Annotated in this window: 18 protein-coding genes and 4 pseudogenes; 14 read left to right on the top strand and 8 right to left on the bottom strand. The window is 69.2% G+C overall.

Features of this window, described 5'->3' with window-relative positions:
• The first annotated feature begins 212 nt into the window (after nucleotides 1-212).
• Entirely contained in the window at nucleotides 213-1,667 is a 1,455-nt protein-coding gene (locus ACZ4WH_RS38455; protein ID WP_468189747.1) for a hypothetical protein, read from the top strand.
• Nucleotides 1,668-2,736: 1,069 nt separating this feature from the next.
• Here the strand turns inward: ACZ4WH_RS38455 and ACZ4WH_RS38460 are convergent.
• Together ACZ4WH_RS38460 and ACZ4WH_RS38465 are read right to left on the bottom strand one after the other, a co-directional pair.
• A complete protein-coding gene (locus tag ACZ4WH_RS38460; RefSeq protein WP_468189749.1) occupies nucleotides 2,737-2,868 on the bottom strand; it encodes a hypothetical protein in 132 nt (43 codons plus the stop codon).
• A gap of 31 nt (nucleotides 2,869-2,899) precedes the next feature.
• The gene (locus tag ACZ4WH_RS38465; protein ID WP_468189750.1) at nucleotides 2,900-3,559 is read right to left on the bottom strand and encodes a hypothetical protein; all 660 of its coding nucleotides are present in this window, start codon (nucleotides 3,557-3,559) and stop codon (nucleotides 2,900-2,902) included.
• A 620-nt stretch (nucleotides 3,560-4,179) separates the two neighbouring features.
• Here ACZ4WH_RS38465 and ACZ4WH_RS38470 point away from each other — a divergent pair.
• From ACZ4WH_RS38470 to ACZ4WH_RS38480, 3 genes are all read left to right on the top strand, one after another.
• On the top strand, nucleotides 4,180-5,094 hold the full coding sequence (locus ACZ4WH_RS38470) for a YceI family protein (RefSeq protein ID WP_468189752.1): 915 nt from the start codon (nucleotides 4,180-4,182) through the stop codon (nucleotides 5,092-5,094).
• Nucleotides 5,095-5,321: 227 nt separating this feature from the next.
• The gene (locus ACZ4WH_RS38475) at nucleotides 5,322-5,981 is read left to right on the top strand and encodes a YceI family protein (RefSeq protein ID WP_468189754.1); all 660 of its coding nucleotides are present in this window, start codon (nucleotides 5,322-5,324) and stop codon (nucleotides 5,979-5,981) included.
• Nucleotides 5,982-6,974: 993 nt separating this feature from the next.
• The gene (locus ACZ4WH_RS38480) at nucleotides 6,975-7,325 is read left to right on the top strand and encodes a DUF4333 domain-containing protein (protein ID WP_468189756.1); all 351 of its coding nucleotides are present in this window, start codon (nucleotides 6,975-6,977) and stop codon (nucleotides 7,323-7,325) included.
• Nucleotides 7,326-7,490: 165 nt separating this feature from the next.
• On the opposite strand, the pseudogene ACZ4WH_RS38485 reads toward ACZ4WH_RS38480, so the two are convergent.
• Nucleotides 7,491-7,691 (bottom strand): annotated as a pseudogene (locus ACZ4WH_RS38485) (hypothetical protein); the annotation flags it as partial.
• 61 nt (nucleotides 7,692-7,752) lie between these two features.
• On the opposite strand from ACZ4WH_RS38485, the pseudogene ACZ4WH_RS38490 reads away from it, so the two are divergent.
• Nucleotides 7,753-9,703: pseudogene (locus ACZ4WH_RS38490) on the top strand (glycosyl hydrolase); the annotation flags it as partial.
• A gap of 735 nt (nucleotides 9,704-10,438) precedes the next feature.
• On the opposite strand, the gene ACZ4WH_RS38495 reads toward ACZ4WH_RS38490, so the two are convergent.
• On the bottom strand, nucleotides 10,439-10,918 hold the full coding sequence (locus ACZ4WH_RS38495) for an HIT family protein (RefSeq protein ID WP_468189758.1): 480 nt from the start codon (nucleotides 10,916-10,918) through the stop codon (nucleotides 10,439-10,441).
• Nucleotides 10,919-11,511: 593 nt separating this feature from the next.
• Nucleotides 11,512-12,516 carry an ArsR/SmtB family transcription factor gene (locus ACZ4WH_RS38500; protein ID WP_468189760.1) on the bottom strand — a complete coding sequence of 335 codons (1,005 nt, stop codon included), beginning with the start codon at nucleotides 12,514-12,516 and terminating at the stop codon, nucleotides 11,512-11,514.
• Nucleotides 12,517-12,762: 246 nt separating this feature from the next.
• Between ACZ4WH_RS38500 and ACZ4WH_RS38505 the strand changes: the two genes are divergently transcribed.
• Together ACZ4WH_RS38505 and ACZ4WH_RS38510 are read left to right on the top strand one after the other, a co-directional pair.
• Complete coding sequence (locus tag ACZ4WH_RS38505; RefSeq protein WP_468189762.1) at nucleotides 12,763-13,590, top strand: hypothetical protein; 828 nt, start codon at nucleotides 12,763-12,765, stop codon at nucleotides 13,588-13,590.
• A gap of 37 nt (nucleotides 13,591-13,627) precedes the next feature.
• The gene (locus tag ACZ4WH_RS38510; RefSeq protein WP_468189764.1) at nucleotides 13,628-14,077 is read left to right on the top strand and encodes a peptidase inhibitor family I36 protein; all 450 of its coding nucleotides are present in this window, start codon (nucleotides 13,628-13,630) and stop codon (nucleotides 14,075-14,077) included.
• 358 nt (nucleotides 14,078-14,435) lie between these two features.
• Here the strand turns inward: ACZ4WH_RS38510 and ACZ4WH_RS38515 are convergent, their stop codons facing one another.
• On the bottom strand, nucleotides 14,436-15,818 hold the full coding sequence (locus tag ACZ4WH_RS38515; RefSeq protein ID WP_468189766.1) for an SMI1/KNR4 family protein: 1,383 nt from the start codon (nucleotides 15,816-15,818) through the stop codon (nucleotides 14,436-14,438).
• A 393-nt stretch (nucleotides 15,819-16,211) separates the two neighbouring features.
• A complete protein-coding gene (locus tag ACZ4WH_RS38520; protein WP_468189768.1) occupies nucleotides 16,212-16,412 on the bottom strand; it encodes a hypothetical protein in 201 nt (66 codons plus the stop codon).
• A 295-nt stretch (nucleotides 16,413-16,707) separates the two neighbouring features.
• On the opposite strand from ACZ4WH_RS38520, the gene ACZ4WH_RS38525 reads away from it, so the two are divergent.
• Nucleotides 16,708-17,220 (top strand): M15 family metallopeptidase domain-containing protein, encoded by a 513-nt coding sequence (locus ACZ4WH_RS38525; RefSeq protein WP_468189770.1) that lies wholly within the window; start codon nucleotides 16,708-16,710, stop codon nucleotides 17,218-17,220.
• An 89-nt stretch (nucleotides 17,221-17,309) separates the two neighbouring features.
• Here ACZ4WH_RS38525 and ACZ4WH_RS38530 read toward each other — a convergent pair.
• Nucleotides 17,310-17,670: pseudogene (locus tag ACZ4WH_RS38530) on the bottom strand (helicase associated domain-containing protein); the annotation flags it as partial.
• Between the two features lie 223 nt (nucleotides 17,671-17,893).
• On the opposite strand from ACZ4WH_RS38530, the pseudogene ACZ4WH_RS38535 reads away from it, so the two are divergent.
• The 6 genes and pseudogenes from ACZ4WH_RS38535 to ACZ4WH_RS38560 all read left to right on the top strand — a co-directional run.
• A pseudogene (locus ACZ4WH_RS38535) lies at nucleotides 17,894-18,190 on the top strand (urease subunit gamma); the annotation flags it as partial.
• A 165-nt stretch (nucleotides 18,191-18,355) separates the two neighbouring features.
• Nucleotides 18,356-18,751 (top strand): urease subunit beta, encoded by a 396-nt coding sequence (locus ACZ4WH_RS38540; RefSeq protein WP_468189817.1) that lies wholly within the window; start codon nucleotides 18,356-18,358, stop codon nucleotides 18,749-18,751.
• A complete protein-coding gene (locus ACZ4WH_RS38545; RefSeq protein ID WP_468189772.1) occupies nucleotides 18,748-20,796 on the top strand; it encodes an urease subunit alpha in 2,049 nt (682 codons plus the stop codon). The genes ACZ4WH_RS38540 and ACZ4WH_RS38545 overlap by 4 nt, the downstream gene beginning before the upstream one ends.
• Nucleotides 20,797-20,903: 107 nt before the next feature.
• Nucleotides 20,904-21,578: an urease accessory protein UreF gene (locus tag ACZ4WH_RS38550; protein ID WP_468189774.1), complete on the top strand. Its 675-nt coding sequence runs from the start codon at nucleotides 20,904-20,906 to the stop codon at nucleotides 21,576-21,578.
• A 33-nt stretch (nucleotides 21,579-21,611) separates the two neighbouring features.
• Entirely contained in the window at nucleotides 21,612-22,307 is a 696-nt protein-coding gene (ureG, locus tag ACZ4WH_RS38555) for an urease accessory protein UreG (protein WP_468189776.1), read from the top strand.
• Complete coding sequence (locus ACZ4WH_RS38560; RefSeq protein WP_468189777.1) at nucleotides 22,304-23,164, top strand: urease accessory protein UreD; 861 nt, start codon at nucleotides 22,304-22,306, stop codon at nucleotides 23,162-23,164. The genes ureG and ACZ4WH_RS38560 overlap by 4 nt, the downstream gene beginning before the upstream one ends.
• The last annotated feature ends 137 nt before the right edge of the window (nucleotides 23,165-23,301 follow it).

The following is a 23,301-nucleotide window of genomic DNA, read 5'->3' on the forward strand; positions in this document are numbered from 1 at the left end:
ACCCCCCTCCCTCCCCCCTCACTTTTCCCCTCCCCCACAGGCCGCCCACCCCCCCCCCCCGGGGGGGGGGGGCTTTCCCCCCCCCCCCCCCCCCCCCCCCCCCCCCCCCCACGACAGGCATCTTCACCGGGCACGTCACCGCCACGGGCGACGGACAGACCGTCCGCACCGCAATGGTCGTGGAGCGCGAGGCGGAGCGGTACACCCTGACCGTGAGAGCCCTGGACCGCACCGGCGCGCCCGCGCCGGCGCCGGCGTGGTTCGCCCAGATGGTCGGGCTGTCCGGGCCCGATGAGGGCGTCTACACCGTCCTGACCGACGACGCGTACACCCTGCGCGTCCCCAAGGGCCGGTACTTCCTGAGCGGTGTGGTCAAGGCGGACCCTTCGGGGTCGTACTCCCAGGGCATGGATTGGATCAACCAGCCCCGTCTGGACATCACCCAGGACACCACGGTGACACTGGACGCGCGCACCACCAAGCCGATCGACGTCACCGTCCCCGACCGCGCCGCCCGCCAGACGTTCGGCAGCATCAGCGTGGACACCGAGACGGCCTCCAAGTTCGGCATGGGCTTCGGGATCTTCACCGGCTCCTTCGCGAAGTTCCGCACCGCTCACCTCGGCCCCAAGGTCGACCTCCGGGAACAACCTCTGGACCAGCAGCTCGCGATCTCCTTCTCCACCGGCGCCACGGGCCGCGACGACTACTACACCATGTACCAGCCGAAGACGGACTCGGTCATGACCGGCCTGACCCACCACACCGAGCGCCGCGAGTTCGCCGATGTCTCCGTCAAGCTCGGAGCACCGGCGAAGAACAAGGTGGGTTTCATCACCCCGGAAACAGAGGCAGGTGTCGGTCTCGGCACCGACCGCGCCCTGCCCTACACCGGTACCGTCCACCTGCTGTCGCCGAACCCCACCTGGGGATTGCTGTTCACCCAGGTCGACGAGAACGACTCCTGGGAGAGCAGCTACTACCCGCACGAACGGACGTACAAGCCGGGCCGTACCTACCGGGAAGTGTTCAACGTCGGTGTGTTCGGGCCCGATCTTCCCCCGGGCGCCGGTCTGTTCCGTGAGGGTGAGAACCTCTTGGGACGGCTGCCGCTGTTCTCCGATCGCTACGACAGGCCCAACGACAACAACTCCCCTTACAAGGAAGCCCGGACGAGCCTCTACCGTGACGGCCGGCTGGTCTACTCGAGCATCTATCCGATGGACTTCTTCTTCGTCGCGGGCGATGAGCGAGCCGACTACCGGCTGACGGCCTCGATCGACCGCGGCTCGGTGGCCGACGTTTCCACGAAGGTCACCGCGAGCTGGACGTTCTCCTCGGAGTTCGCCCCGGGCATCACCACCCTGCCCACCTCCGTGGTGCGCTTCACTCCCGCGCTGTCCCTCGACAACACCGCCGAGGCAGGGGTGAAGATGGACGTGCCCGTGAGCGTGCGGGGTTCTGCGGCGGGTGACAACCTCAAGTCCCTGACGGTGCAGGTCTCCTACGACCAGGGAGCCCACTGGCACAAGCTGCCGGTGCGCCACGGAGCCGTCCAGGTCACGAACCCGAGCGCCGGCGGCAGTGTCTCCTTCGAGGCCACAGCCGTCGACAAGCAGGGCAACACCGTCCACGAGACGATCCAGGACGCCTACCTGACCCACTGACGCACTGATGCCCTCCGAGCTCCAGGCCGGATGCTCCGGCCTGGAGCCGGGGGTCCAGCAGGTCTGGTCAGCAGCGCGCGGCCACCTGCGTGCCGACGCCGGGGCACCAGTTCGCTTCATCGGCGGAGAGGTGAACCAGACGCCGGCTTTCGAGCCGGTCCCAAGGCTGTCCTGCGTGTCAAAGCCCGAGCGTGTACGCGGACCGTCGGCTGCCGGCGCCTGCGGAACATGCGAAGACGAGCGCCCGGGACGGGCGGGGAGCCTCCCGGGCGTCGGCAGGCGGCGGGCCGGTCCGAACAGGTCCAGGGGGTGAAGCTGAGCTGCTCGACCTCCAGCAGGCTCCGCGCCTCAAGCACCATCACGACGGCAAGTCGAACGAGCACCCGGACCGCTCCCGCCACCCGTCGATGCGGCGTCCGGCCAAGCGGTGCCCGATGCCCTGACTGCGGAGGCCGCGGCGGCACCCCGCACGAGCGGTTCCGAGCCCTGGCTGTCATGCAGGTTCGCACCCGACATGCCGGCCGACAGTGGGCCGACCTCCGGACCGGCTGGGGCATCAGGGTAAGCGGCCCGAACTCGCCCCTGCGCGGGCCTTGATGGCCGAGCTTCGGGCTGCCCGCAGGGCGCGGATGGCCTCGGCTATGCCATTGCGGGACTCCGGTGTCCCCTTGGCGCGGCCCGGGAGCATGGCCGTCGCCGCGACGTAGGCGTCGGCGGGGTCGGACCTGCCGTTGCCTCTTCGAGCCTTGAGGCCGGGCCGCTCGACCTCCACGACGGTGACGCCGTGTCTGCCCGGGACACCTCCGCCTGATCGTGGCTACTTCCGACAGTTTCACCAGCGCTTTCGTACTCGCGGCCGCGATCGCTCTCGCGGGGCGCGGTGGCAACGGCGCTTCTGGTCACCGGCCGCGAGCGGCAGGCACGTACGCTCGACCGAGCAGGCCGGGCGGGAACTGTGGTGCCCGCGGGGCCGACGACTGATCGTCATGGTCCGGGGGCGCCCGTGCCCGCCCCGCCTCTTCGGGGCGGCCGAAGGCGCCGCGATGATCCTCAACGAACTGGAAACGGCTCACCAGTTGTCTCGCCGACTCTCGCTGTCGCGGTCGTCGCTGCCGTTGCCGCTATCGGGATCCTGGAAGGCGGCGCGCAAAGCCAACGGGCCGCGCAGGCCCTGTGCCGTATCGAGCAGGAGCGCCTGCACGCCGAACTCACCCCGCACTTCCGCTGCATGATCAGGCCCGTTCCACGGCCATGCTGCGGGTCCACTTCGAAGGTCCGCCCGGCTTGCTGTCCCACGGCGCCATCAAGATCACCGTGTCCATACGCGACGACAACCCGCACCGGGGCAATGGGCCCCAACTCGCAGGCACCTCGACTCCCGAAGAGGTACGCGCGGACCTCACGGGGAACGTCTGCTGCGGCACGCCGTGGCCGATGTCCGCCATCGCCAGTACCGGGATGCCGAGGTCGCCGAGCCGGTCGTACAGCAGCTCCTCGACGCGCTCGCGCGTGCCGTAGTGCGTGAACGTGCCGCAGACGATGCCGGCGGCCCCGACGAAGTAGCCACCGCGTCGCAGCCGGGTGAGGAACCGGTCGAGCCGGGAGGTCTCCTCGTCCGCGTCCTCCAGCAGGAGATGCCGCCGCGCGCGGGCAGTGAGGTGTCGGTGCCCAGGGAGCGGGGGAGCAGGGTGACCGTGCGGCCCGGCGTGACGCCCTGCGCGGTGCCTCCGAGGCTGCCGCGCCGTCCGACGATCGTCGCACGCACTCCGCGCGGCCCACCGCCATTGCGTCGGGAGGCGGTTCAGCACGCGCAACCCGCCGGAGTCGTCGGCGAGCCACAGGTCTTGGACCTCGCGCTGGTAACGGTAGCGGAGTTGACGACCGCGGCCCATGGTGAACGTGACGCGCTGATGTGCATCGCGTGCGTCTACAGCGCGTTCCTGTCGCAGGTCGGGGCGCCGGCCCCATGTGCCGCAGCGAGTCAGCCGAGGACGCTTCGTGTTCCATGTGGTGGCCGACCAGACCGTCCTGCCCACCGAACGCACCGCGTAGCTAGAAGTGAAATCACCGAGTGGCCGTCGATACAGCACTCCAGTGGACGATGCCTCTCGCCGGACCGGCAGGCCATGGGCTTCACTGCGGAGCCGGGAGAAGGAGACGCCGGAGGCGGGCTGCCTATTTCCCCGTGTTGGGTCCGTGGTGAAACCGCAGACTGCTTGTGAACATCGCGGTTCCATTCTGTGCCCTTCACTACAGCTTCGCCGCAAAGAGATGAGCCGGGGTGCCGCGATATGGCCGGTCGGAGGGCTGTTTGGTGACCTCGCATCCGCCCGCAGGAGATTGAGCAGCCTCGATTCAGTGGCCAGGAACGTGCGCGTGGACGGTTCTATGATCGCCAATGAACTATTCGCTTCGCGTCCGTCCTTCTGTCGCCGGCGGTTCTTGGCGACCGCGAACGCAAGCAGCTGAGCGGGCCGTGTGACGGTAACGCATGTGGAGAAAGGTGAACTCAATGGCTCTCAGGTTGCGCCGACGTCGGCGTTCCCATGGCGCCTCTGGTGCCGTGCCATGCCTCTCGGTCCCCCTGCCGCCCGATGCCGGGGCGTTCGGCTTCGTGGTCGTAGATCCCACGGGGCAGCCCATGGGCGGAGCCGAGGTCACGGTGACCGCGCTCGACAGCCACCGGGTGGCCACGCGGGGCAGCACGGACCCCCACGGGTATTTCATGGCAACGCTGTCACCGGGCTCCTACAGCGTGCTGACCGTGGCCGAGGGTCTGTCACCCGCCCGCGAGGAGCTGGACATCGCCGCCGGGGTGGCTCTGCCCCCGAGGCACATCGCGCTCGAGCCCGCCCGACAGCTTGAACTCCCGACAGCCGGAACTTGGCTGTTCGACCCTCCGCACACCGCGATCCGGTTCATCGCCAAGCACGTGGGCATGGCCCATGTCCACGGGCGGTTCACACGTTTCGAGGGCGGCATCCGTGTCGCGCCGAACATGGCCGACTCGCACGTTTCGGTGCGCATTGACGCCTCCAGCATCTCCACGGGCAACAACACGCGGGACAATCACCTTCGCTCCGCCGATTTCCTGGACGTCGAACGCTTCCCGTACATCGACTTCACCAGCACCCGATTCGCCTACCGTGGCGGCTCCAAGTGGACCCTGCACGGGACGCTCACCATGCACGGCACCAGCCGCTCCGTCGGACTCGACACGACCTACCTCGGGACGGTCAACGGAGGCTACGAGCAGGAACTGCGCTGCGCGGCTCTCGCCAAGGCGGAGCTCCACCGGGAGGATTTCACCCTCAACTGGCGCTCCATGCTGGCCCGTGGCATCGCCGTCGTTGGTCCGACCGTCCAACTGGAGCTGGACGTACAGGCGATGTACCACACCCACGACACGCCCACGCCGCCGAAGTAGGGACTCACAGGGAGACGCATGACGCGGACTGCGGTCCGACAGATACCTCGCAGTCGTTCGCGGGGTGCTGATGCGGCCCATCCGGCAGCTCACCCCCCACATCATGCTGATCTTGTACAGCTTTGCAGTCGACCGCATGGAAACCAGACGAGACTACCCATCTCGCCGGGCAGTGCCCGGCGAAGCCGTGATAACACGGAGCGGTCTGACGGAAAGGGCTCACGATTATGGGAATCTTCAGTCGCCGCCAGAGCGTCGCCATCGACCCGGCTACGGCTGTCGGCACCGGCACCGGCACCTCCGACACGGTGGCCGCACCCCGGAGTGTCGCGCTCGACCCGGCATTTCAGGCACTGACCGGGCTTTGGACCATCGACCGCTCCCACAGCCGCATCGGATTCTCCGTCAGGCACGCTATGGTGACGACGGTCCGGGGGGCTTTCACCGACTACGACAGCAGGTTGTACTTCGATGGAGCCCGGCCCTCCGAGTCGCGGGCCGAGCTCGTCGTCCGGGTCGCCAGCGTCGACACGGGCGTGGAGCAAAGGGACGCGCACATCATCGGCCCCGACTTCTTCGACGCGCGCCGCTACCCGGAGATGACCTTCCGCACCACCTCCACCAGCCACGAAGGCGGTGGGAGCTTCCGCATGACCGGGGACTTGACCATCCGCGACATCACCCGGCCCGTCCACCTGCAACTCGACTACCTCGGGTCGGTTTTGGATCCGTTCGGCTACGAGCGAGCCGGCTTTGACGGCACCACCACCATCGACCGCACCGAATGGGGTCTGGCCTACAACCAGCGCCTCAAGACGGGCGGCACCATGGTGAGCGAGAAGGTCCGACTGCAGTTCGACATCGCCGCGATCCGCTCTGCCTCGTAGAGGAGCGCTGGTGTGCCAGTCGGCCCATCGGCCGGCTCGTACGACGAGCGGTCCGGCGGCCGGGTCTCCAGCGCTCGCCCCCGTGCCACTCCCACCGTCGTGACTGTGACTGAGGTCTGGTTGGCTGGTCTGGCCAAGTCTGTGCTCAGGACTCTGTGCTCTGCCTTTCTCCGGCAGCCGATGTGCCAACGTGTGAAAGGCACCGGCTTTCCGTCGTCATCACGGAGGAGAGCGGGCCGCGCAACAGGCAGGTCCTGGAGGACTACCGAACTTTTGGCCTGGCACCATAAGCCGCTGTGACCAGACGCCTCCGCGTCACGGCACATCAGCAACGACCTCAAGCACCGCGCCCGCGACCTCGTCGCCCATGAGGGCATCCCCTACAGTTCTGCCCTCGCTCGCCTCCGCACGCCGTCCACCGAGCGATCCCGCCCGCGCACCACGGACCCGGCTCCGGAGAACTTCACAAACCTCGACGTGTACCTGCCGCTGCCGGACCTGCAGGGTGCTCGCCCCTGCGAAACCTGCCTCGGCACCGGTCGTGAGCCGGAGGACCCTGGCTTCGAGAACCAGACCTACTTCGTGCGGACCGACGGCGACGGCGCTCCGGTCGGCGTGGAAGTGGCCTGCGCCATCTGTCACGGCTGCGGCCGGGCAGAGCACGACCTGCAGAACGGGTGCGGCCACCCCCACACCGACGAATGGCTGAACGTCGACGACGACCAGGACGACGAGCGGGACGACGACGAGCGGGAAGCCCCCATCGCTCCGTGCCCACGACGATGCTCGGGCAGCAGCGTCAAGTCCACATTCGATGCCGGAAGAGAACGAACAAGAAGCGGCTCCCGCCCCACTCCTCGCCCTGCAAGGGTGCACAAGCTCCTCTCCGGCCGCGCAGGCAGTGGTGAGGGAGGACTCCGCAGGTACCGAGAGGCGACTTCACTTCACTACAGGGGGTTGTCTGAGCACGGACAGCCGGATAGGACTGTCCGCGTGACTGATCAACGCAGCTTCGCCCGTACCGTCATCGCGCTCTCCCTAGCCGTGATCGCCTGTTGTGCGCTCACTTTCACCATCATGCTGCTGGCCGGGAGTCCCGCCGTGCAGCCGCAGCGCGTCCTGGATCAGGACGCGCTGGCGCGGGCCGTGCTCAACAACGTCAACTCCGCCGACTTCGCCAAGCCCCCGACCATCGACGATGTCAGCTGCCCCGCTTCCGTCCCCGTCGAGGCGGGCCGGGAGTTCGAGTGCAACGTCGACGGCGTCGGCGACGGCAACAGCAGCGGCCATGCCTGGGTCAAGGTGAAGATCAAGGACGATCAGGGCGACCTGTCACTGGGCTGAGGAACGGCAGAGCGAGCGGGACCGCAGCCGTGGCATCGGAGCCGTCCCGGCCCCTGCTGGCGACACTAGTGGACCGCCTATAACCCCAGGCCACGGGCAAGACCGTCAAACGCCCCGGGACTCTAACTGATCGTTTCAGAATGAGACGTGCAGGCCGGGCGGCTGTCAGTCGTCGAGGCGTTGAAGGATCTGTGTGAACTCGCCGTTCTTGATGAGACCGGTGAGGACCTTGGTCATGTTGCTGATGCCGGCATCGCGGACGATGAGCCCGTCCGAGCACCAGAAGTAGCGGCCTGCGAGGGCTTCCCCGGTGGCGGCCCATCGCTTCACGAGGATCTCGACCTGGGCGAGGGTGATGATGGTCGCGCGCGCAGCTCACCGCGGCGGCCGGACCTCCAGCGTGCCCCGGCCCAACTGCCAGGCGCTCCGGGTGGCCCGGCAGATCAGGCACGACTTCTGGGAGACCGTCTCCGACCTGTTCAACCGTCACGACCTGCGCGCCCTCAGGATCTGGGCGCACTCGCTGGACATGGCCCTGCGCTCGCAGCCCTACGGACTGCAGACCGACGCCATCGCCTCGGCGGCGATCCTGGACATCCCCGAGGGTGAGTCCCTCGGCTTCAAGAACCTCGACGACTACCGCTGCCTGGCCGGCGGCCGCGACATGGCCGGGCACACCGTGCTGTCCTGCGAGGCCGGCGCGTACAACGGCACGGCGTACAGCACCACCTGGGACCGCTTCCTGCGGACGATGGGCGGCGCGTACGCGGCGGGAGTCAACCAGACCGTCGTGCACGGATTCTCCTACGCCACCGCCCCGCAGGTGAGCTGGCCAGGGTTCGCCGCCTTCAGCCCGTACAACGGCGCCCCCGGCTACGGCGAGTCGTGGGGACCCCGGCAGCCCACCTGGGGCCACGTCGAGGACATCGCCGGCTACCTGGGCCGCGTGCACCGTGTGCTGCAGTCCGGCACCGTCCGCGTGGACGTCGCCGTCTTCCGGCAGACCGGCTACACGGCCACCGGCATCGGCGCGTCCTGGTTCACCGCCACCGGCGTCCCGCTCGGCTGGGCGCACCAGTTCCTCAGCGGCCCGCTGCTGGACCTGCCGAGCGCCACGGTCTCCGGTGGCCGGCTGGCGCCCGACGGGCCCGCCTACAAGGCGCTGTTCGTCGAGGGGGACTGACTTCTTCTACGGCTCCACCCCGACGCTCGCCGTCACCGACGCGCGCAAGCTGCTGGAGCTGGCCGAGGCGGACCTGCCCATGGTCCTGTTCGGCGCCTTCGACCAGGCGCTGACCCCCGGTGTGCCCGGCGACGGGGAGACCCACCGACTGCGCGCGCTGATGGCCCGGCTGCTCGCCCTGCCAAGCGTTGTCCGCGTCACCGACAAGGCCGCCGTCGGCGACGCTCTCGCCGAGCTCGGCGTCACCTCGGACGTCCGCTACGCCACCTCCTCCACGCTCCTCAACGCCCACCGGGCCACCGACGACGCGGACTTCTACTACCTCTGCAACGGCAAGCACGCCGAGACCGTCAAGCCCGCGGTGGCCGCGATCGACCACGACGTCACCCTGCGCAGCACCCGGGGCCGCGGGGCGACGGTGCCGTATCTCCTCGACGCCTGGACGGGCCGGGCGGTGCGGCTCGCCCGCTACACCCAGGACGGCGACGACGTCACCCTGCGCGTCACGCTCCAGCCGGGGGAGACGGTGATCATCGCGCTGGGGCGGCCCGGACTGTTCGGCGACCGCTACGGCGACCGCCCGCACGCCGTCGCCTCGGACGCGGACGACGTGCTGTTCACCGGCCGCGGACTGACCGTACGGGCCGGCGCGGCGGGCACCCGCACCACCCGCCTGTCCGACGGCCGCACGGTCAGCACGACTCTGCCGTCCGTGCCCGCCCCGATCACCCCGGCGGCGTGGGAACTGGAGGTGGAGGACTGGTACCCCGGCTCCGACGCCACCCGTACCGAGCGCGTCCGGCGCACCCTGACCCTGGACGCGCTCGCGCCCTGGTCGAAGATCCCCGAACTGGCCGACTCCGCGGGCGTCGGCCGCTACCGCACCGGGGGCACCCTGCCGGACGACTGGACCGCGTCCCATGGGGCCGTCCTCGAACTCGGGCAGGTCTCCGACACCGTCCGTGTCACCGTCAACGGCACCTCCTTGCCCGCGGTCGACCGCCTGCACCCCGTCGTCGACGTCGGCCCCTACCTGCGCGGCGGCGACAACAGCTTCGAGATCGAAGTGGCCACCCCGCTCATCAACCGGCTCCCGGTCACCCAGCCGTCCGTGTTCGGTACGGCCGCCCGCCAGGACTACGGCCTGGTCGGTCCCGTCCAACTCGTTCCGTACGCGCAGGCGGTGATGTCCTGACGCCACGGGGGCGCCCCGGCTCCGGCCGGCGCGCCCCGCCGCGGGCGCGCGGGCGCGCCGGCACACGTGTCCGCGCGCCCGTCAGTGCGGCAGCCCGGCCCGCAGGCAGGGCGAGGGAGTTCGGTGCCTGACCGACATGATCCGTAGGAAGATCTCGCGGGACGCAGCATGCGCAGACGCCCGACAGGCCCACGCAGCGCGACCTTCGCGACGTTCGCTGGTCCTGGGCGGCGGCGGGCTGGTCGGGGTGACCGTCCACGCCTCGGCGACCGGGGCGGCTTTGGCGGTGACGCGGCCAGACCCGCAGCGCCATGGCCGCAAGGAACTCGCCCTGCTGGACCGGCAGAGCGAGGAAACGTACCAGCGGCTGCAGACGACCGGCCCGGGGGATCAGCGGCAGACAGCAGCTTCGCCGACTACGCCGTCATGAACCCCGCCTGCTCGGCCTGCCAGACCTAATTCACCGCCACGGTCGGCCCACGCTGGATCTACTGCTCGGACGCAGAGCGCAGACACTGCTGGAGCGCGACCCGTTGGAGCCAACCGCGACCCGGAACCGTCCACACTGCCAGCAGCCGGTGACCATCGTCGCGCTGCTGGCGACCCCGGAAGCCGCCCGCCCCTGCGTCTCCACGGCAATCCCCGGCGTCACTCCGCTGCGAAGCACTCCATGACGTCCACGGACGGTCACTGATCACCGGGCTCGCCGACCTGACGGTCGGTGGGCCCGCACCGTCAGGCCATCGAACGCAGCTGGTCCAGTTCGCTGCCGATCGCATCCCGCAGCGCGTCGTGCTGCGGGCCGAGCCTGAACCGCTCGTCGCTCCAACGCTCACGCGGATACAGCCACACCGGTTTGCCCACCAGCTCGGCCGGCTCCCACTCGAACCGTGGCCAGACATGGGCATGCAAGAACGGGTCGGTGTTGCCGAGGATCTCCAGATTGACCCGCCGGAAATCGGGGTCCAGCCGTCGGCAGGCCCGCTCAACCGCTTCGCCGAGTTGGTCCATGCCGGCCAGAAACGACAGCCGTTTGGCCCTCGGCAGGTCAGACAGCCGTTGAACTCCCGGCTCGTCCGCGAGGAGAACGGAGTACCCGGGCAGGAACTGAACGTCGCCGATCACCGCGAAGCCAGACGCAAGCCGCCGCAGCACGGTCGGGTTCTCGCCCCGCAGAGCGGCCCCGATCCGGTCCATCCGCCAGTCACCGATCATGGACCGAGCCTATCCGCAGGTGATCACCAAGAATCGCCATCATCTTCGCCGCCCAGGAGGCCGGCGCCAGCGACTGGCAATGCGGGGTGATAGAGGTCCAGGACCGGCGGGTTGAAAGCCCAGTCGTCGGAACCATTGCGCGGGGCGGACCCGTCCTCGGTCGGCTCAACCTGGCGAACCCGGCACCCATCAGGTCCGACTTCCATCAGATGGCCGACCGGTTCATCATCCTTCTCGTCCCAGCGCCGCCGTCGGTACACGATGTCGTACAGGCATCCGGGGCGCGTCAACGTCGACTTCCTCCAGCCCTTCGCCCTTGAACCGGGTCAGTGTCTCCGGGTCGGTGACTACCTCCACCCAGGCGAATGCTTCGAGCACGATCCGCGCGGAATGCGCACGGACCCACCACCGCGAGCCCCCCATGCCGTGGTCGCGCAGGACAAGGAAGCGACGCTTGGGCATGCAAGACCGGACACACCGCGGCCCCGTTCCCCGATCCCGCCGCCTGCGCGTGCCGGCGCCCGGCGTGGCCGCGTCTCGCCAGCCGGTCATGCCCACCTCGCGTCGGCGGCCCGTGGCCGGACAGATCCCGCCTACCGGCCCCTGACCAGCCTGGATCCTTCCAGGGTGCAGCGGTAGAGCACCGATCGGCCGGCTCGGGTGCGGGTGACCAGGCCCGCCCGGTGCAGCACACCGAGGTGGTACGAGACCGTCGCAGGGCTGAGGAAGTGACGTGCCGCCAGCTGCGTGGTGGAGGCCGGTTGTGCCAGTGCGGCGAGGAGTCCGGCGCGGGTGGGGCCGAGCAGCTTGGCCGTCTCGGTCGAGGGGGCTTCCGGGGCGATGACGTTGGCGTGCGCGCTGCCGTTGTCACGTACGGGATAGACGAGCATGGGGGGCCGGTCCTCGTCACGTGTCGGGTCCACGGCCACGGCCGGCCGGGGTGCGACGATCGACGGCACGACCACCACCAGGGGCACCCGCAGCGCGATCCGTAACCGGCTCTCGACGCGCAGCGTGCCGTCGGCCCACTCGATCTCGGGATGCAAGGAGTTGAAGAGCCTTTCCGCTCCGTGCCCGGCCAGCACGCCGGCGCATCGGCCGATCTCCGCGTCGAGGGCGGCCTTGGCGGCCTCCCAGTGCGGGGCGAAGGCCAGATCCCAGTAGCGCCGCATCTCGTCCGCCGCCTGCCGGGTTACGTGCGCACCGCCCCGGGCCATCGCCCGCCGCACCTCCGCCGGCAGCTCGCAACCGGCGAGGCCGTTGCGCGGCCGCCCGTCGCGTAACGCCTCCAGCTCGCTCAGGACGCGTTCGGGCGGGGTGGAGCGGACCTGCCGAAACTCATCCTCGACGGTGGGGAAGGGACGCGACGGATACGGGCTGAGGAAGTCCGGCACGTATCCGGGTGCGTCCAGGGCCAGTTCGGACAACAGCGGCAGTCGTGCCCGGCGCAGCACGCGTCGCGCGCGAGCGACCCACGGGTGGGCGTCAGAGCTCGGTTGAAGTCCCCAGGGCAGCAACGTCGCCACGACCTCGTGCAACGGCGAGACCGCGAAACGGGAGCGGGCGAGCCCGGTGGCGTCGACGGTGAGTTCGATCATGATCCTCCCACTGCTGCCCGGTCCTGCCGGCCCGGCAACCATCCCTTCGAAGCTGCTCGAATCGTGGCACGAAACCTCGCGGTGACGGACCTGATCGACGCAGGCTGAAACAGCCGAGCAGTCATGTACGCCAACCGCCGTACGGGCACGACTCGTTGGGCTGTGAACCGCAGGGGAGGAAACCGGGTGCGCCGTCACCACCAAGCCGCCGTCGCAGTAGTCGTCATCGCGACGGCAGTCGGAGCGATGGGTCTCACGCACACGCGGTCTCAGACGTTCCCGCAGCGACCTCACGCGCTCAGCGAGGAAGAGAAGGACCTGCTGCACGAGGCCGAAGAGACGCTGACCCGTTCCTGCATGGCGAGCAAGGGCTTCAGAACCTGGGTGGTGCCCCGGCGGCCCGTGCCCGACGACCGCGAATTCCCCTACGTCGTCGATGACGTGGAGTGGGCGTCCAAGCATGGCTACGGAAGTGACATCCTCGCTCGGCGAGCCGAGGTGCGCGGCTCCGACCCCAACCGGCAGTACTTCGCCGGCCTGACACCGGAGGAGCGACAGCGTGCGCTGGACGCACTCCACGGGGAGAGGACGGGGAAGCGCATATCGGTCCGGTCCCCGAACGGCCTGACGGTCAGCCGTGTGGACGGCGGCTGCGCCGCGGATGCCCAGAAAGAGCTCTACGGGGACCTCGAGACATGGTTCCGGGTTCTGACCGTCACGGATGCTCTCGAAACGCTGCGCACCAGCATGACCACCGGCGACGCCGAGTTCGCGAGGTCGGTCAAGGACTGGTCCGCGTGCATGCGCGCACGCGGACTCCCCTACAAGAACCCGCAGGAGGCCCGTGGCGAATACTTGGACCCGCATCACCGGATCAGCCGGAAGAGCGAAATACGCGCAGCGGTCACCGAGGCACGCTGCGCGGCGAGTTCCGGTCTCTCCCGCACCGTTCACCGTCTCGACGCGCAGCACGACAAACGCCTGCGCGACCAGTACGCGGATGAGGTGCGCACCAGGCTCAGGTTGGAGAACGAAGCGCTTCCGCGCGCCCGAGCCGCTGTCCGTCCGTCGTGACGGACCGTCACAGCAACCGACCAGGGAAGAGGACGCCATGAAGAAGATCAGCATCGCCCTGACCGCCCTCACACTCACGGCCATGGCCGCGGCCGCCCCCACCGCCTCCGCACAGCCCGCGCCGTCGTCGGCGGCTCCGAAGGGCGCCGTGGCCGCTGCTGCCGACGGCTACCTGTACGCGTGGGACGGCTTCGCGCGCGGCGGAGCCCGGTGCCGCTGGCAGCTGGACGACGCCGACTGGAGCACCTGCTCCGGCATCAGCATGAGAAATCGGGCGAGCTCTCTCGAGAACCGCGGCTACGCCGGCGCCTACGAGGACGTCGACCTCTTCTACAGCCCCTCCTGGGGAGGTTCCAGGAACTGCCTGCCCAACGGCTACTACCTCGACAACCTCACGGGCATCTACTTCTTGTGGGACGGCAAGGCGGGCCAAGGGCAGTCGATGAACAACAACATCGCCAGCCACCGCTGGACCAACAACTGCTGACGTCGGCCGAGGGAGCCCTCACCCTCGCAGCAGCCGAGCTCACCCGCATGTGAGCGACGAAGCCGGCGTCCTTCGAGGCGTGTCGCGCGGGGGCTTCGGACCGGGTGGGCGAATGGTCACCGGCACGTGAAGGCAGGGCCGCCTGAGCGGTTCGCGGTCGTCGACCGGCGAACTCCAGGCGGCACTGCCGACGTGAGAGCCCTGGTTCGACCGCAACATCACCACCTGTGACCGTTTCGGGATCTGGACAGCTAGGGCTACGCCTGGCTGGCCCAGCGAAACAACGGGGCTGCCGCGCACGAACGACTGGCCCGTGCATGGCTGACGCCGTCCCCCCGGCCGCCCCGGTCAGCATGGGTTACGGCACGGGGCCGAGGCTACCCTCCAGGGTGGTGCGGGTGATCAAGGGGCGGTTCCAGCGGGCAAGGATCTCGTTGGCGAGGTCCACGACCGGCAGGGGATCGACGTCGTTGCGCACCTCGATGGCGGCGGCCAGCAGGCTGCGCGGGACCATGTCGGCGTCCAGGAGCACACGCCAGTCCTGGGGGCAGAGCGCCAGGAACTCCAGGCCGGTGAGCCGGGAGATCTCCAACGGGTCGGCGAGCGTGCCCGGGTAGGCGCCAAGGGTCCGCAGGCGCGGCAAGTCCACGACAGGCTCCAGGCTGAGCGGTTCGCCCTCCCACACGCCGATGCTCAGGACCTCAAGTCCGGGGTGCGCGGCGGCCTCGACGCTCTTCAGGCCGCGGATGTTGACCCGGGCCGCGGCGGGCGGTTCCTCCGTCCGCGGGGCGCCGCGGCGCTGTGCGGGCAGGCGGAGCATCAGTTCGGTGAGGGAGCCGGCGACCAGGCCCGCGCCGACGCTCTCCTCGTGGCTGAGCACGATGATCTGCCCCGTGTGCCCGGCTGGCCCCGGCGTCAGGTCGACTGCGAGCCGGTCGCCGTCGCTGTTGCCGAAGACGATCCAGCCCGGCGATCCGACCAGCCCCTGCACCGCGGCGCCGGGCGGCGTACCGACCGTCTCCATCGCCGCGAACCGCCACGGGGAGTGCCGGGAGGGCGCGTCGGCGATGTACAGCTCGTCCAGGGGGAGCGGTTCGCAGGTCACCGTCTCCATGAGGTGCCACATCGCCTCGTCGTCGGCCAGGTCGTCCCACCGGGCCCGCGTCACCCGGTAGAGCGCCTTGAGCTCGTCGGGCAGCGGTATCCCAAGGCGCGCCTCCGCCGCGGCGATCTCCTCCTCCGTCGCGCCGACGGCGTCGGGGAGGCGTTCGCGCAGGAAGCTCTCCAGTGCTGCCGGATCCGCCGACGGCGAGGGCTTCGCGTCGGGCACCGGATCGGGCAGCCGGCGCCAGGGCTTGGGTACGGCGCCATCGACCAGTACGAGCGCGCCCGGGAGCGGCCCGCTGACCTCGGCCTCCACGGCGGGCCCGAACTCGAGCAAGTGCAGCACGGCCGGCCCGTCCGGGGACATCCGGGCCACGAAGGAGGCGCCGTCGGCGTCGGCCTCCGCCAGCGCGCCCCGCACGCGCTGCACGGCGTCGAACTCGGGCCGTCTGTCCGCCGCGCCAGACGCCTGCCCGTGCATGGTGAACATCGTCCCCCATGGCATGGGCACGCTGTACGCCTGGGTGCCGATCCGTCCGGCGACGTGACCGCCCAGAGCGCCCGGCGTCGCGGTGTGAGCGGATCGCAGGATGTGCAGCAGAGGCTCCCAGGTCGTGAACTCATGCAGCGTGGACAAGAGGTGCCTCCGATCGGCACGGTCAACGTGGCAAGGTGATTATCACGGGAGGCACTGACAGCCTCCTTTCCCAGGATCACTGTCACGCGAACAGGGAGGCACCGGCGGCATCTCGATGGACGACCAGGTTGTGGCATCAGTTCGTGACGGCGGAGCCGGACCGGTTCAACTGAGACACGATCTGCCATCCAGTGGCCCGGGGACCAGATCAACCGCGATCCCCGCGTTCTGCCGTCTCAAACGATCTGGTCACCGCGTGCGGCGGCCCATGCCCGCGCCCGTTGACACCGTTCCGGCCGTCCGATGCAGACCAGCGCAGTGGTCCGTCAGCTCAGGCAGTGCATGCTTCCCGCCGTCGACAGGCCCTGCGGCGGTCATGACGGCGCCTATGGCTCAGAGCATGCTCAGCAGCCATCCACACAGACCGAAGAAGAAGCCGACACAGAACAGACGGAAAGCAATGACCTGCTGGCGCTTCACAGTGCGTTTGTCGGCCTGTCGCTGATCCAGTCCGACGTCGGCCGCGCGCTTCAGTTCGTGTTCTTCAACGTCTTCCCCCCTGATCAACCAGCCCCCGCAGAATGCCACAACCATGGCCCGGCAGCTCCCCGTACCCGCTCCGGCCGGCAGCCTGCCGCCGACGACACCCCGCTGGGCCCGTACTCTGCCGCGCTAGGCTCGCTCGGCATGATCTTGCTGAGCGATCCGCGAGTGATCGACACCCCGGTGGCCGACTGTGGTGAACCCGGCGGAGATCGCCACCGTTGCGTCCGTGGCGCTGGATCCGCGAGAACGGGTCGAGCACGGAGCGCACGGACGAGTCAGGACCGGCGTGCTCGAACGCCTGCGCTCAGCCTCCGCGAGGCTTCCCGCCGGCATCAGGCTCCTCGTGATCGAGGGCCATCGCAGCCCGGTCGAGCAGGCTCGTCGGTTCGCCCTGTACGAGGACCGCCTGCGCCGTTCGGGTATCAGTGACCCCGCAGAGCTTCGGCGCCGGGCCAGCGCGTTCGTCTCCCCGGTGGAGGTGGCCCCGCACTGTGCCGGCGCGGCAGTGGACCTGTACAACACCTATCTGCCGAACGCCAACGGCGTAATCATCGGCGAGCAGCAGAACTTCACCCAGAACAACACCGACGGCGTCGACCCCACGCTGTTCGTCCAACTGGCCGGGTACGTGGGACAGGTCAGCAGCACGCTGGGCATGCCCGAGCCGGACCGGGTGGAGCTGGAGCGCGTCGCCCAGGACCTCCACGACGAAGCAACCTCCGAAAACCCCGAGCCGTGCCCTCTGCGGCAGTTCGCCACCCAGCTCAAGGACAAACTCCTGGAGGCCGGCACCACCATGGCCGCCACGATGGGTGTCCAGATGGCTGAGCACGCCCTCGGAGCGCTGGTGCAGTAGCACCGCCGTACAACGCCACGGAGCCCCGGGAGGTCTGTCCTCCAGGGGCTCCAGCCTTCGTGCACGTTCCAGCGAGCGAGGTCGTTTCCCTATGCCGCCCAGTCGAGTCCGAGTTCCGCGAGCGCCTGGAGCTTGTCGGCAGTCAGCTTCCCGCGCTTGCTCTTGCTGTTGCTCAGGAACACCCCGAGCTTGATCTCTGTCCCGTCCTCCAGCCGCTCTGCGTGCGTCCTGGGGACCGTCACGGAGCCCGTACGGGCTTGTACTGCGCCAGAGCCGCAACGTGCCGCTCGGAGGCCTCCATGGGTGTGGTGACGGCATCGCGGGCTCCTCCGGATTCCGGGGCAGCGGGCGTTATGCCGAGGTGCTCCAGGCGCTCGCGCTGGCCGCCTGTCAGGCCTGCTGGACGTTGTGCTGCCTCTGCTTGGCCAGTCACTTCCCGACGTCCATCCCTTACGCCATGGCGCAGGCTCCATCCCGGCTTCTTCCTCGCCTGGCGGGTGAAACCGCGTGCTCTGTGGATTCATCAGATTGTGTGGGCAAACCGCGGTTTGGCTGTTTCGCCGTTCTTGTCCCGCTGATGCTCGTAGAGCGTCCGTTGCCGTCCGGGGAGCGTTGTCCGTGACCTGGGCATGCCCGGCCGCACGCACGATCCGAACAACAGAGACGAGTCATCGTGCATTTGACTCCGCATGAGCAGGAACGCTTGCTGATCCACGTCGCGGCCGACGTGGCCGGCAAGCGCCGCGACCGAGGGCTGCGTTTGAACTACCCCGAGACGATGGCCCTGCTGACTGTTCACGTCTTCGAGGCGGCGCGCGACGGTAAGACGGTCAGCGACATCATGGACTCGGGCCGACGGCTACTCACCCGTGACGACGTGATGGACGGCGTCCCAGAGATGATCAAGAACGTCCAGGTGGAGGCAACCTTCCCGGACGGCACTAAACTGGTCACCATCCACGACCCCATCCCGGAGGCCCCCGAGGAACCCGAGGTCTACCCGGGCAAGGTCGAGCACCCCCAGCCACCCCGCAAGCGAGACTCCCCAGTCGACTGCGACGACAGCGGCAATCCGTCCGCAAAGTGCGACGAGGACGACGACACAGCCTCCCGGTACGACGCGATCTGCTTCAACGTGCGTCTCGACGGGAATCCGCTGGGCGTCAGCCTGCAGACGGACGCCACCACCTTGCCGGGGCCTGGCAAGACGAAGATCAAGGTGAAGAACGAGTCCGACCGCCCCATCCAGGTCGGCTCCCACTATCACTTCGCCGAGGTCAACCCGGGGCTGAAGGTCGTCAGCGTCGAGGTCCCCGCCGGTCAGACAGTTCCCCAGGACCGCAGTCTGTGGAACTGCGATGCGGCGAGGGGCCGGCGGATCAACATCGCCGCGGGCACGTCCGTGAGGTTCGAACCGGGCGACGAGTGCTGCGTGGAACTGGTGCAGATCCAGGGCGAGGTCACGGCCGGCGGCAGCGACACCAGCGACCTCACCAAGATCCAGGGACTGCGCGAAGGGATCGTCCGATGAGCAATCCGCAGGGACGAGGCCGCGACCAGGCGCCGCAGCATGGGAAGGGCCGGCCGAAGGCGAGCAATGAGCTGACGCGGGCGGATTACACCGCGCTGTACGGGCCGACCACGCGGGACAGGGTCCGGCTCGCCGACACCGACCTCACGCTGGAGATCGAGGCCGACTGGAGCGGCGGCCCTTCGTACAGCGGCAATGAGATGATCTTCGGCGGCGGCAAGGTGGTCCGCGAGTCGATGGGGATGTCGCACCTGGCCAGGGACGGGCGGAACAGTAAAGGCGAGGCCACGGATCACAGGCTCGTGGACACCGTCATCACCGGCGCGCTGATCCTCGACTGGTGGGGCGTGGTCAAGGCCGACATCGGCATCCGCGACGGCAGGATCGCGGCCCTCGGCAAGGCGTACAACCCCGAGACGATGGATCCGATTCCGAGCAATCGGTTCGAGATGCCGGACCGTACGACTGCCGGCAACGCCATGCCCATTCCGGTGACGCCGGTGAGTTTCGCGGTCGGGCCGAGCACCGAGGTCATCTCCGGCAACGGGCGGATCCTCACCGCGGGTGGCGTGGACACCCATGTCCACTTCATCTGCCCCGAGGAGATCCACGAGGCGCTGGCCTCGGGGGTGACCACCCTGATCGGCGGCGGCACGGGACCGGCCGAGGGCAGTACGGCCACCACCGTGACACCGGGCGCATGGCACATCAGGCGGCTCTTCGAGGCGCTGGATGAGTTCCCGGTCAACATCGGCCTGCTCGGCAAGGGCAGCACGATGAACAAGCACGAGCTCAACGCACAGGTGGACGCCGGTGTCTGCGGCTTCAAGGTCCACGAGGACTGGGGCGCCACGCCCGCGGTGATCGACCGGGCCCTGGACATCTGCGAAGAGCGCGGTGTCCAGCTCGCTCTGCACGCCGACTCACTGAACGAGTCCGGGTTCTTGGAGAGCACACGGGCAGCCTTCACCGGCGACGCCAGGGACGCAGACGGAAAGTTTACGGCGAAGAAGGCACGCTCCATCCACATCTTCCACGTCGAGGGCGCCGGCGGCGGTCACGCGCCCGACATGATCGAACTGGTCAAGGACCCGAACGTCCTGCCGGCCTCCACCAACCCGACGCGTCCCCTGACGGTCAACACCGTCAAGGAGCACGTCGACATGATGATCGTGTGCCATCACCTCAATCCGGAGATCCCGGCCGACAGGGCCTTCGCCGACTCCCGGATCCGGCCGTCCACCATGGCCGCGGAGGACCTCCTCCACGACATGGGCGCCATCTCGATGATGTCCTCCGACGCCCAGGCGATGGGCCGCATCGGAGAGATGATCATGCGTACCTGGCAGACCGCGCACGTCATGAAGTGCCGATACGGGGCACTGAGGGAGGACCTCGAAGCCGCGAAGGTCCGCACGATCATCGACGACACGAACCACTCCTTCAACGACCAGCAGCTGCAGCCCAACGACAACTTCCGCGCGCGCCGGTACGTCGCCAAGTACACGGTCAACCCGGCGATCACACACGGCATCGACGGCCACACCGGCTCCGTGGAAACCGGGAAGCTCGCCGACCTGGTGCTGTGGGAGCCGAAGTTCTTCGGCGTCAAACCGCACAAGCTCCTCAAGGGCGGCCAGCTCGCCTACGCGCAAGTCGGCGACGCCAACGCGTCGATCACCACGCCGCAGCCCTACCTGCCCCGGGCAGTCTGGGGCTCCACTGGCCGCTCCCCGGGACGCAACTCGGTGAACTTCGTGGCTCCTGGCGTGGCCGGCAGCCTGAACGGAGACGGCACCAGCAGTAATCCGGGTCTCGGTCTCGACAAGGACTTCGTGGACATCACCAGCACCCGCCAGATCACGAAGGCCGACATGAAACTGAACGACACGGTGCCCCGGAGCCTCGAGGTCGACCACAACAGCTTCGAGGTCACCATCGGCGGCGCGACCACCAGCGACGCCCGCACCGAACTCAACGGCGCCACGGTGCCGCGCTCCTACGTCACCGAAGTCCCCCTGGCACAGCGGTACTTCCTCTTCTGAGCCCAGCCGCCGGCCCGCCGCCCCGGCCGGGCCCCAGCCGGAGCCCTGTGCGCCCACCCGGAGCCCCGCAACACCAATCCGACCCTGCGAAAGGCAGCCGCTCGCCCATGAGCCGCGCAGCCCTGCTCCTCCTGGCCGACGGCCGCTTCCCCGCTGGCGGGCACGCCCACTCCGGCGGAATCGAAGCCGCCGTCGCCCGCCAAGCCGTACACGACACCCACAGCCTGGAGGCGTTCTGCCGCGGGCGCCTGCACACCACCGGCCTGACGGCGGCTGGGCTGGCTGCCGCAGCGGCCGCCGGAGTCGACCCGCTGCTGCTGGACGACGCCGCCGACGCGCGCACCCCCGCCCCCGCGCTGCGTGCCGTCGCCCGCAGGCTCGGTCGGCAGATGATGCGCGCAGCCCGTGCCACCTTCCCGTCCGACGACCTGGAACTGCTGGCCACCGAACGTCCCCAGGGCGCCCACCAGCCCATCGTGCTGGGCCTGGCCGCCCGGGCCGCCGGGCTCACCCCGCTGGATGCCGCCTATGCCGCCGCGTACGAGAACATCGGCGGCCCGGCTACGGCAGCGGTGCGCCTGCTGAGCCTCGACCCGCTCGACGCCTCAGGACTGCTGGCTCGCCTCAGCTCCGACACCGACGCCGTCGCCACCGCTGCCGCCGAGGCCGCGGGCCGCGTCACGGCCGAGGGCATCGACGTCCTGCCGTCGGCGTCCTCGCCATTGCTGGACATCACCGGCGAACAGCACGCCGCCTGGACCGTCCGGCTCTTCGCCTCCTGAAACCTTCCCTTCCCTTCCCACCTGGAGTTCCTCGTGCACCTCGACCACCCCGAGACCATGCCGCAGCGTCACACCCACAGCACCGAGCCACTCCGCGCCGACGGCAGCCACCGCGCCCTGCGCGTCGGCCTGGGCGGCCCCGTCGGCTCCGGCAAGACCGCGACCGTCGCCGCGCTCTGCCGCACCCTGCGAGATACCTGGCCCATCGCCGTCGTCACCAACGACATCTACACCCGCGAAGACGCCGAGTACCTGCGGCGCGAAGCCGTCCTGCCACCCGAGCGCATCACCGCCGTCGAAACCGGCGCCTGCCCCCACACCGCGATCCGCGACGACATCTCCGCCAACCTGGAAGCCGTCGAACACCTCGAAGCAACCCTCCACCCCCTCGACCTCGTACTCATCGAGTCTGGCGGCGACAACCTCACCGCCACCTTCTCCAAGGGCCTCGTCGACGTGCAGATCTTCGTCATCGACGTAGCCAGCGGCGACGACATCCCCCGCAAGGGCGGACCCGGCATCACCACCGCCGACCTCCTCATCATCAACAAAACCGACCTCGCCCCGCACGTCGGCGCCGACCTGGACACCATGGCGATCGACGCGAAACGACAGCGCGGCGACCTCCCCATCATCTTCACCAGCCTCATCATCGACGACGGCATCCGCGATGTCGCCGACTGGGTCACCGACCACCTCACTCAGTGGCGCGCCGGGGCAACCGCATGAGCCCCTCTACGCAACTCACCGCAGCTGAAACCACGTCAGGCCCCGGCCTCCCCCCAGCCGGAACCCAGCAGCCCGCCGGACACCCGGACGGCGTACGTGCCACGGCCCGCATCCGCGCCGCGCACAACGGACGCGTCACCACCCTCCCGCAACTGCACAGCGATGGCCCCTTCCACCTGCGGCGTCTGCGCACCCACGGCAACGCCGCCACAGTGGGGATCATCAGCGCGATGAGCGCGCCCCTCGGCGGCGACCGGCTCACCCTCGACATCACCGCCGAGGACCGGGCCGACCTGGAGATCACCACGGCCGCCGCCACACTGGCCCTGCGCGGACCCACCACCGACGCGGCCACCTACGACGTGCGCCTCACCATCGCAGAACACGCCCGTCTGCGCTGGCTACCACAGCCCATGATCAGCGCCGCCGACAGCAACCTGCGCCAGACATACACCGTCGATCTTGCCGCCACCTCACGCCTGGTGCTGCGAGAAGAACAGCTCCTGGGCCGGGCCGAGGAGGAACCCGGCCACCTCGTCACCCGGATCCTGGTCCACCGCGCCGGACGCCCACTGCTCGACCAGTACACCGCCTACGGGGCTCCGGAACCCGGATGGGACGGCCCGGCCGTCCTGAACGGGAACCGCGCCGTCGGCCAACTCCTCATCGTGGACCCGCGCCTCGACGTCCGACGGGACCCCGTCCTGCTCGGCGGCGAAGGCACCAAGGATGGCTGTGCCTGCCTCGCGCCACTGGCAGGCGGCCCGGCACTGCTCGCCACGGCCGTCGCACCCACCACCTCAAGGTTGCGACACCTGCTCGACCAAGCGCACGCACACGCTCTCGCCCCCCTATAGGCGAGCGGGCCCGCCGTGCCGGTGGCCAGAGCGGAGAACGCACCGAGGTGGGTCCGTGAAAAACCAGGTGCCCACCGCCGCGACGGCGCACATACTGCCTGACCTAAATCACCCGTTCGATGTAACTCGCCGGGAAT

This window comes from Streptomyces sp. NPDC029138, assembly GCF_055564375.1.

What these genes read in the sequence shown, in the direction of transcription:
- ACZ4WH_RS38465 (WP_468189750.1), bottom strand. Translation starts at nt 3,559, where the DNA reads ATGGGCCGCGGTCGTCAACTCCGCTACCGTTACCAGCGCGAGGTCCAA.
- ACZ4WH_RS38470 (WP_468189752.1), top strand. Translation starts at nt 4,180, where the DNA reads ATGGCTCTCAGGTTGCGCCGACGTCGGCGTTCCCATGGCGCCTCTGGT.
- ACZ4WH_RS38475 (WP_468189754.1), top strand. Translation starts at nt 5,322, where the DNA reads ATGGGAATCTTCAGTCGCCGCCAGAGCGTCGCCATCGACCCGGCTACG.
- ACZ4WH_RS38495 (WP_468189758.1), bottom strand. Translation starts at nt 10,918, where the DNA reads ATGATCGGTGACTGGCGGATGGACCGGATCGGGGCCGCTCTGCGGGGC.
- ACZ4WH_RS38500 (WP_468189760.1), bottom strand. Translation starts at nt 12,516, where the DNA reads ATGATCGAACTCACCGTCGACGCCACCGGGCTCGCCCGCTCCCGTTTC.
- ACZ4WH_RS38505 (WP_468189762.1), top strand. Translation starts at nt 12,763, where the DNA reads ATGGGTCTCACGCACACGCGGTCTCAGACGTTCCCGCAGCGACCTCAC.
- ACZ4WH_RS38510 (WP_468189764.1), top strand. Translation starts at nt 13,628, where the DNA reads ATGAAGAAGATCAGCATCGCCCTGACCGCCCTCACACTCACGGCCATG.
- ACZ4WH_RS38520 (WP_468189768.1), bottom strand. Translation starts at nt 16,412, where the DNA reads ATGGTTGTGGCATTCTGCGGGGGCTGGTTGATCAGGGGGGAAGACGTT.
- ACZ4WH_RS38545 (WP_468189772.1), top strand. Translation starts at nt 18,748, where the DNA reads ATGAGCAATCCGCAGGGACGAGGCCGCGACCAGGCGCCGCAGCATGGG.
- ACZ4WH_RS38550 (WP_468189774.1), top strand. Translation starts at nt 20,904, where the DNA reads ATGAGCCGCGCAGCCCTGCTCCTCCTGGCCGACGGCCGCTTCCCCGCT.
- ACZ4WH_RS38560 (WP_468189777.1), top strand. Translation starts at nt 22,304, where the DNA reads ATGAGCCCCTCTACGCAACTCACCGCAGCTGAAACCACGTCAGGCCCC.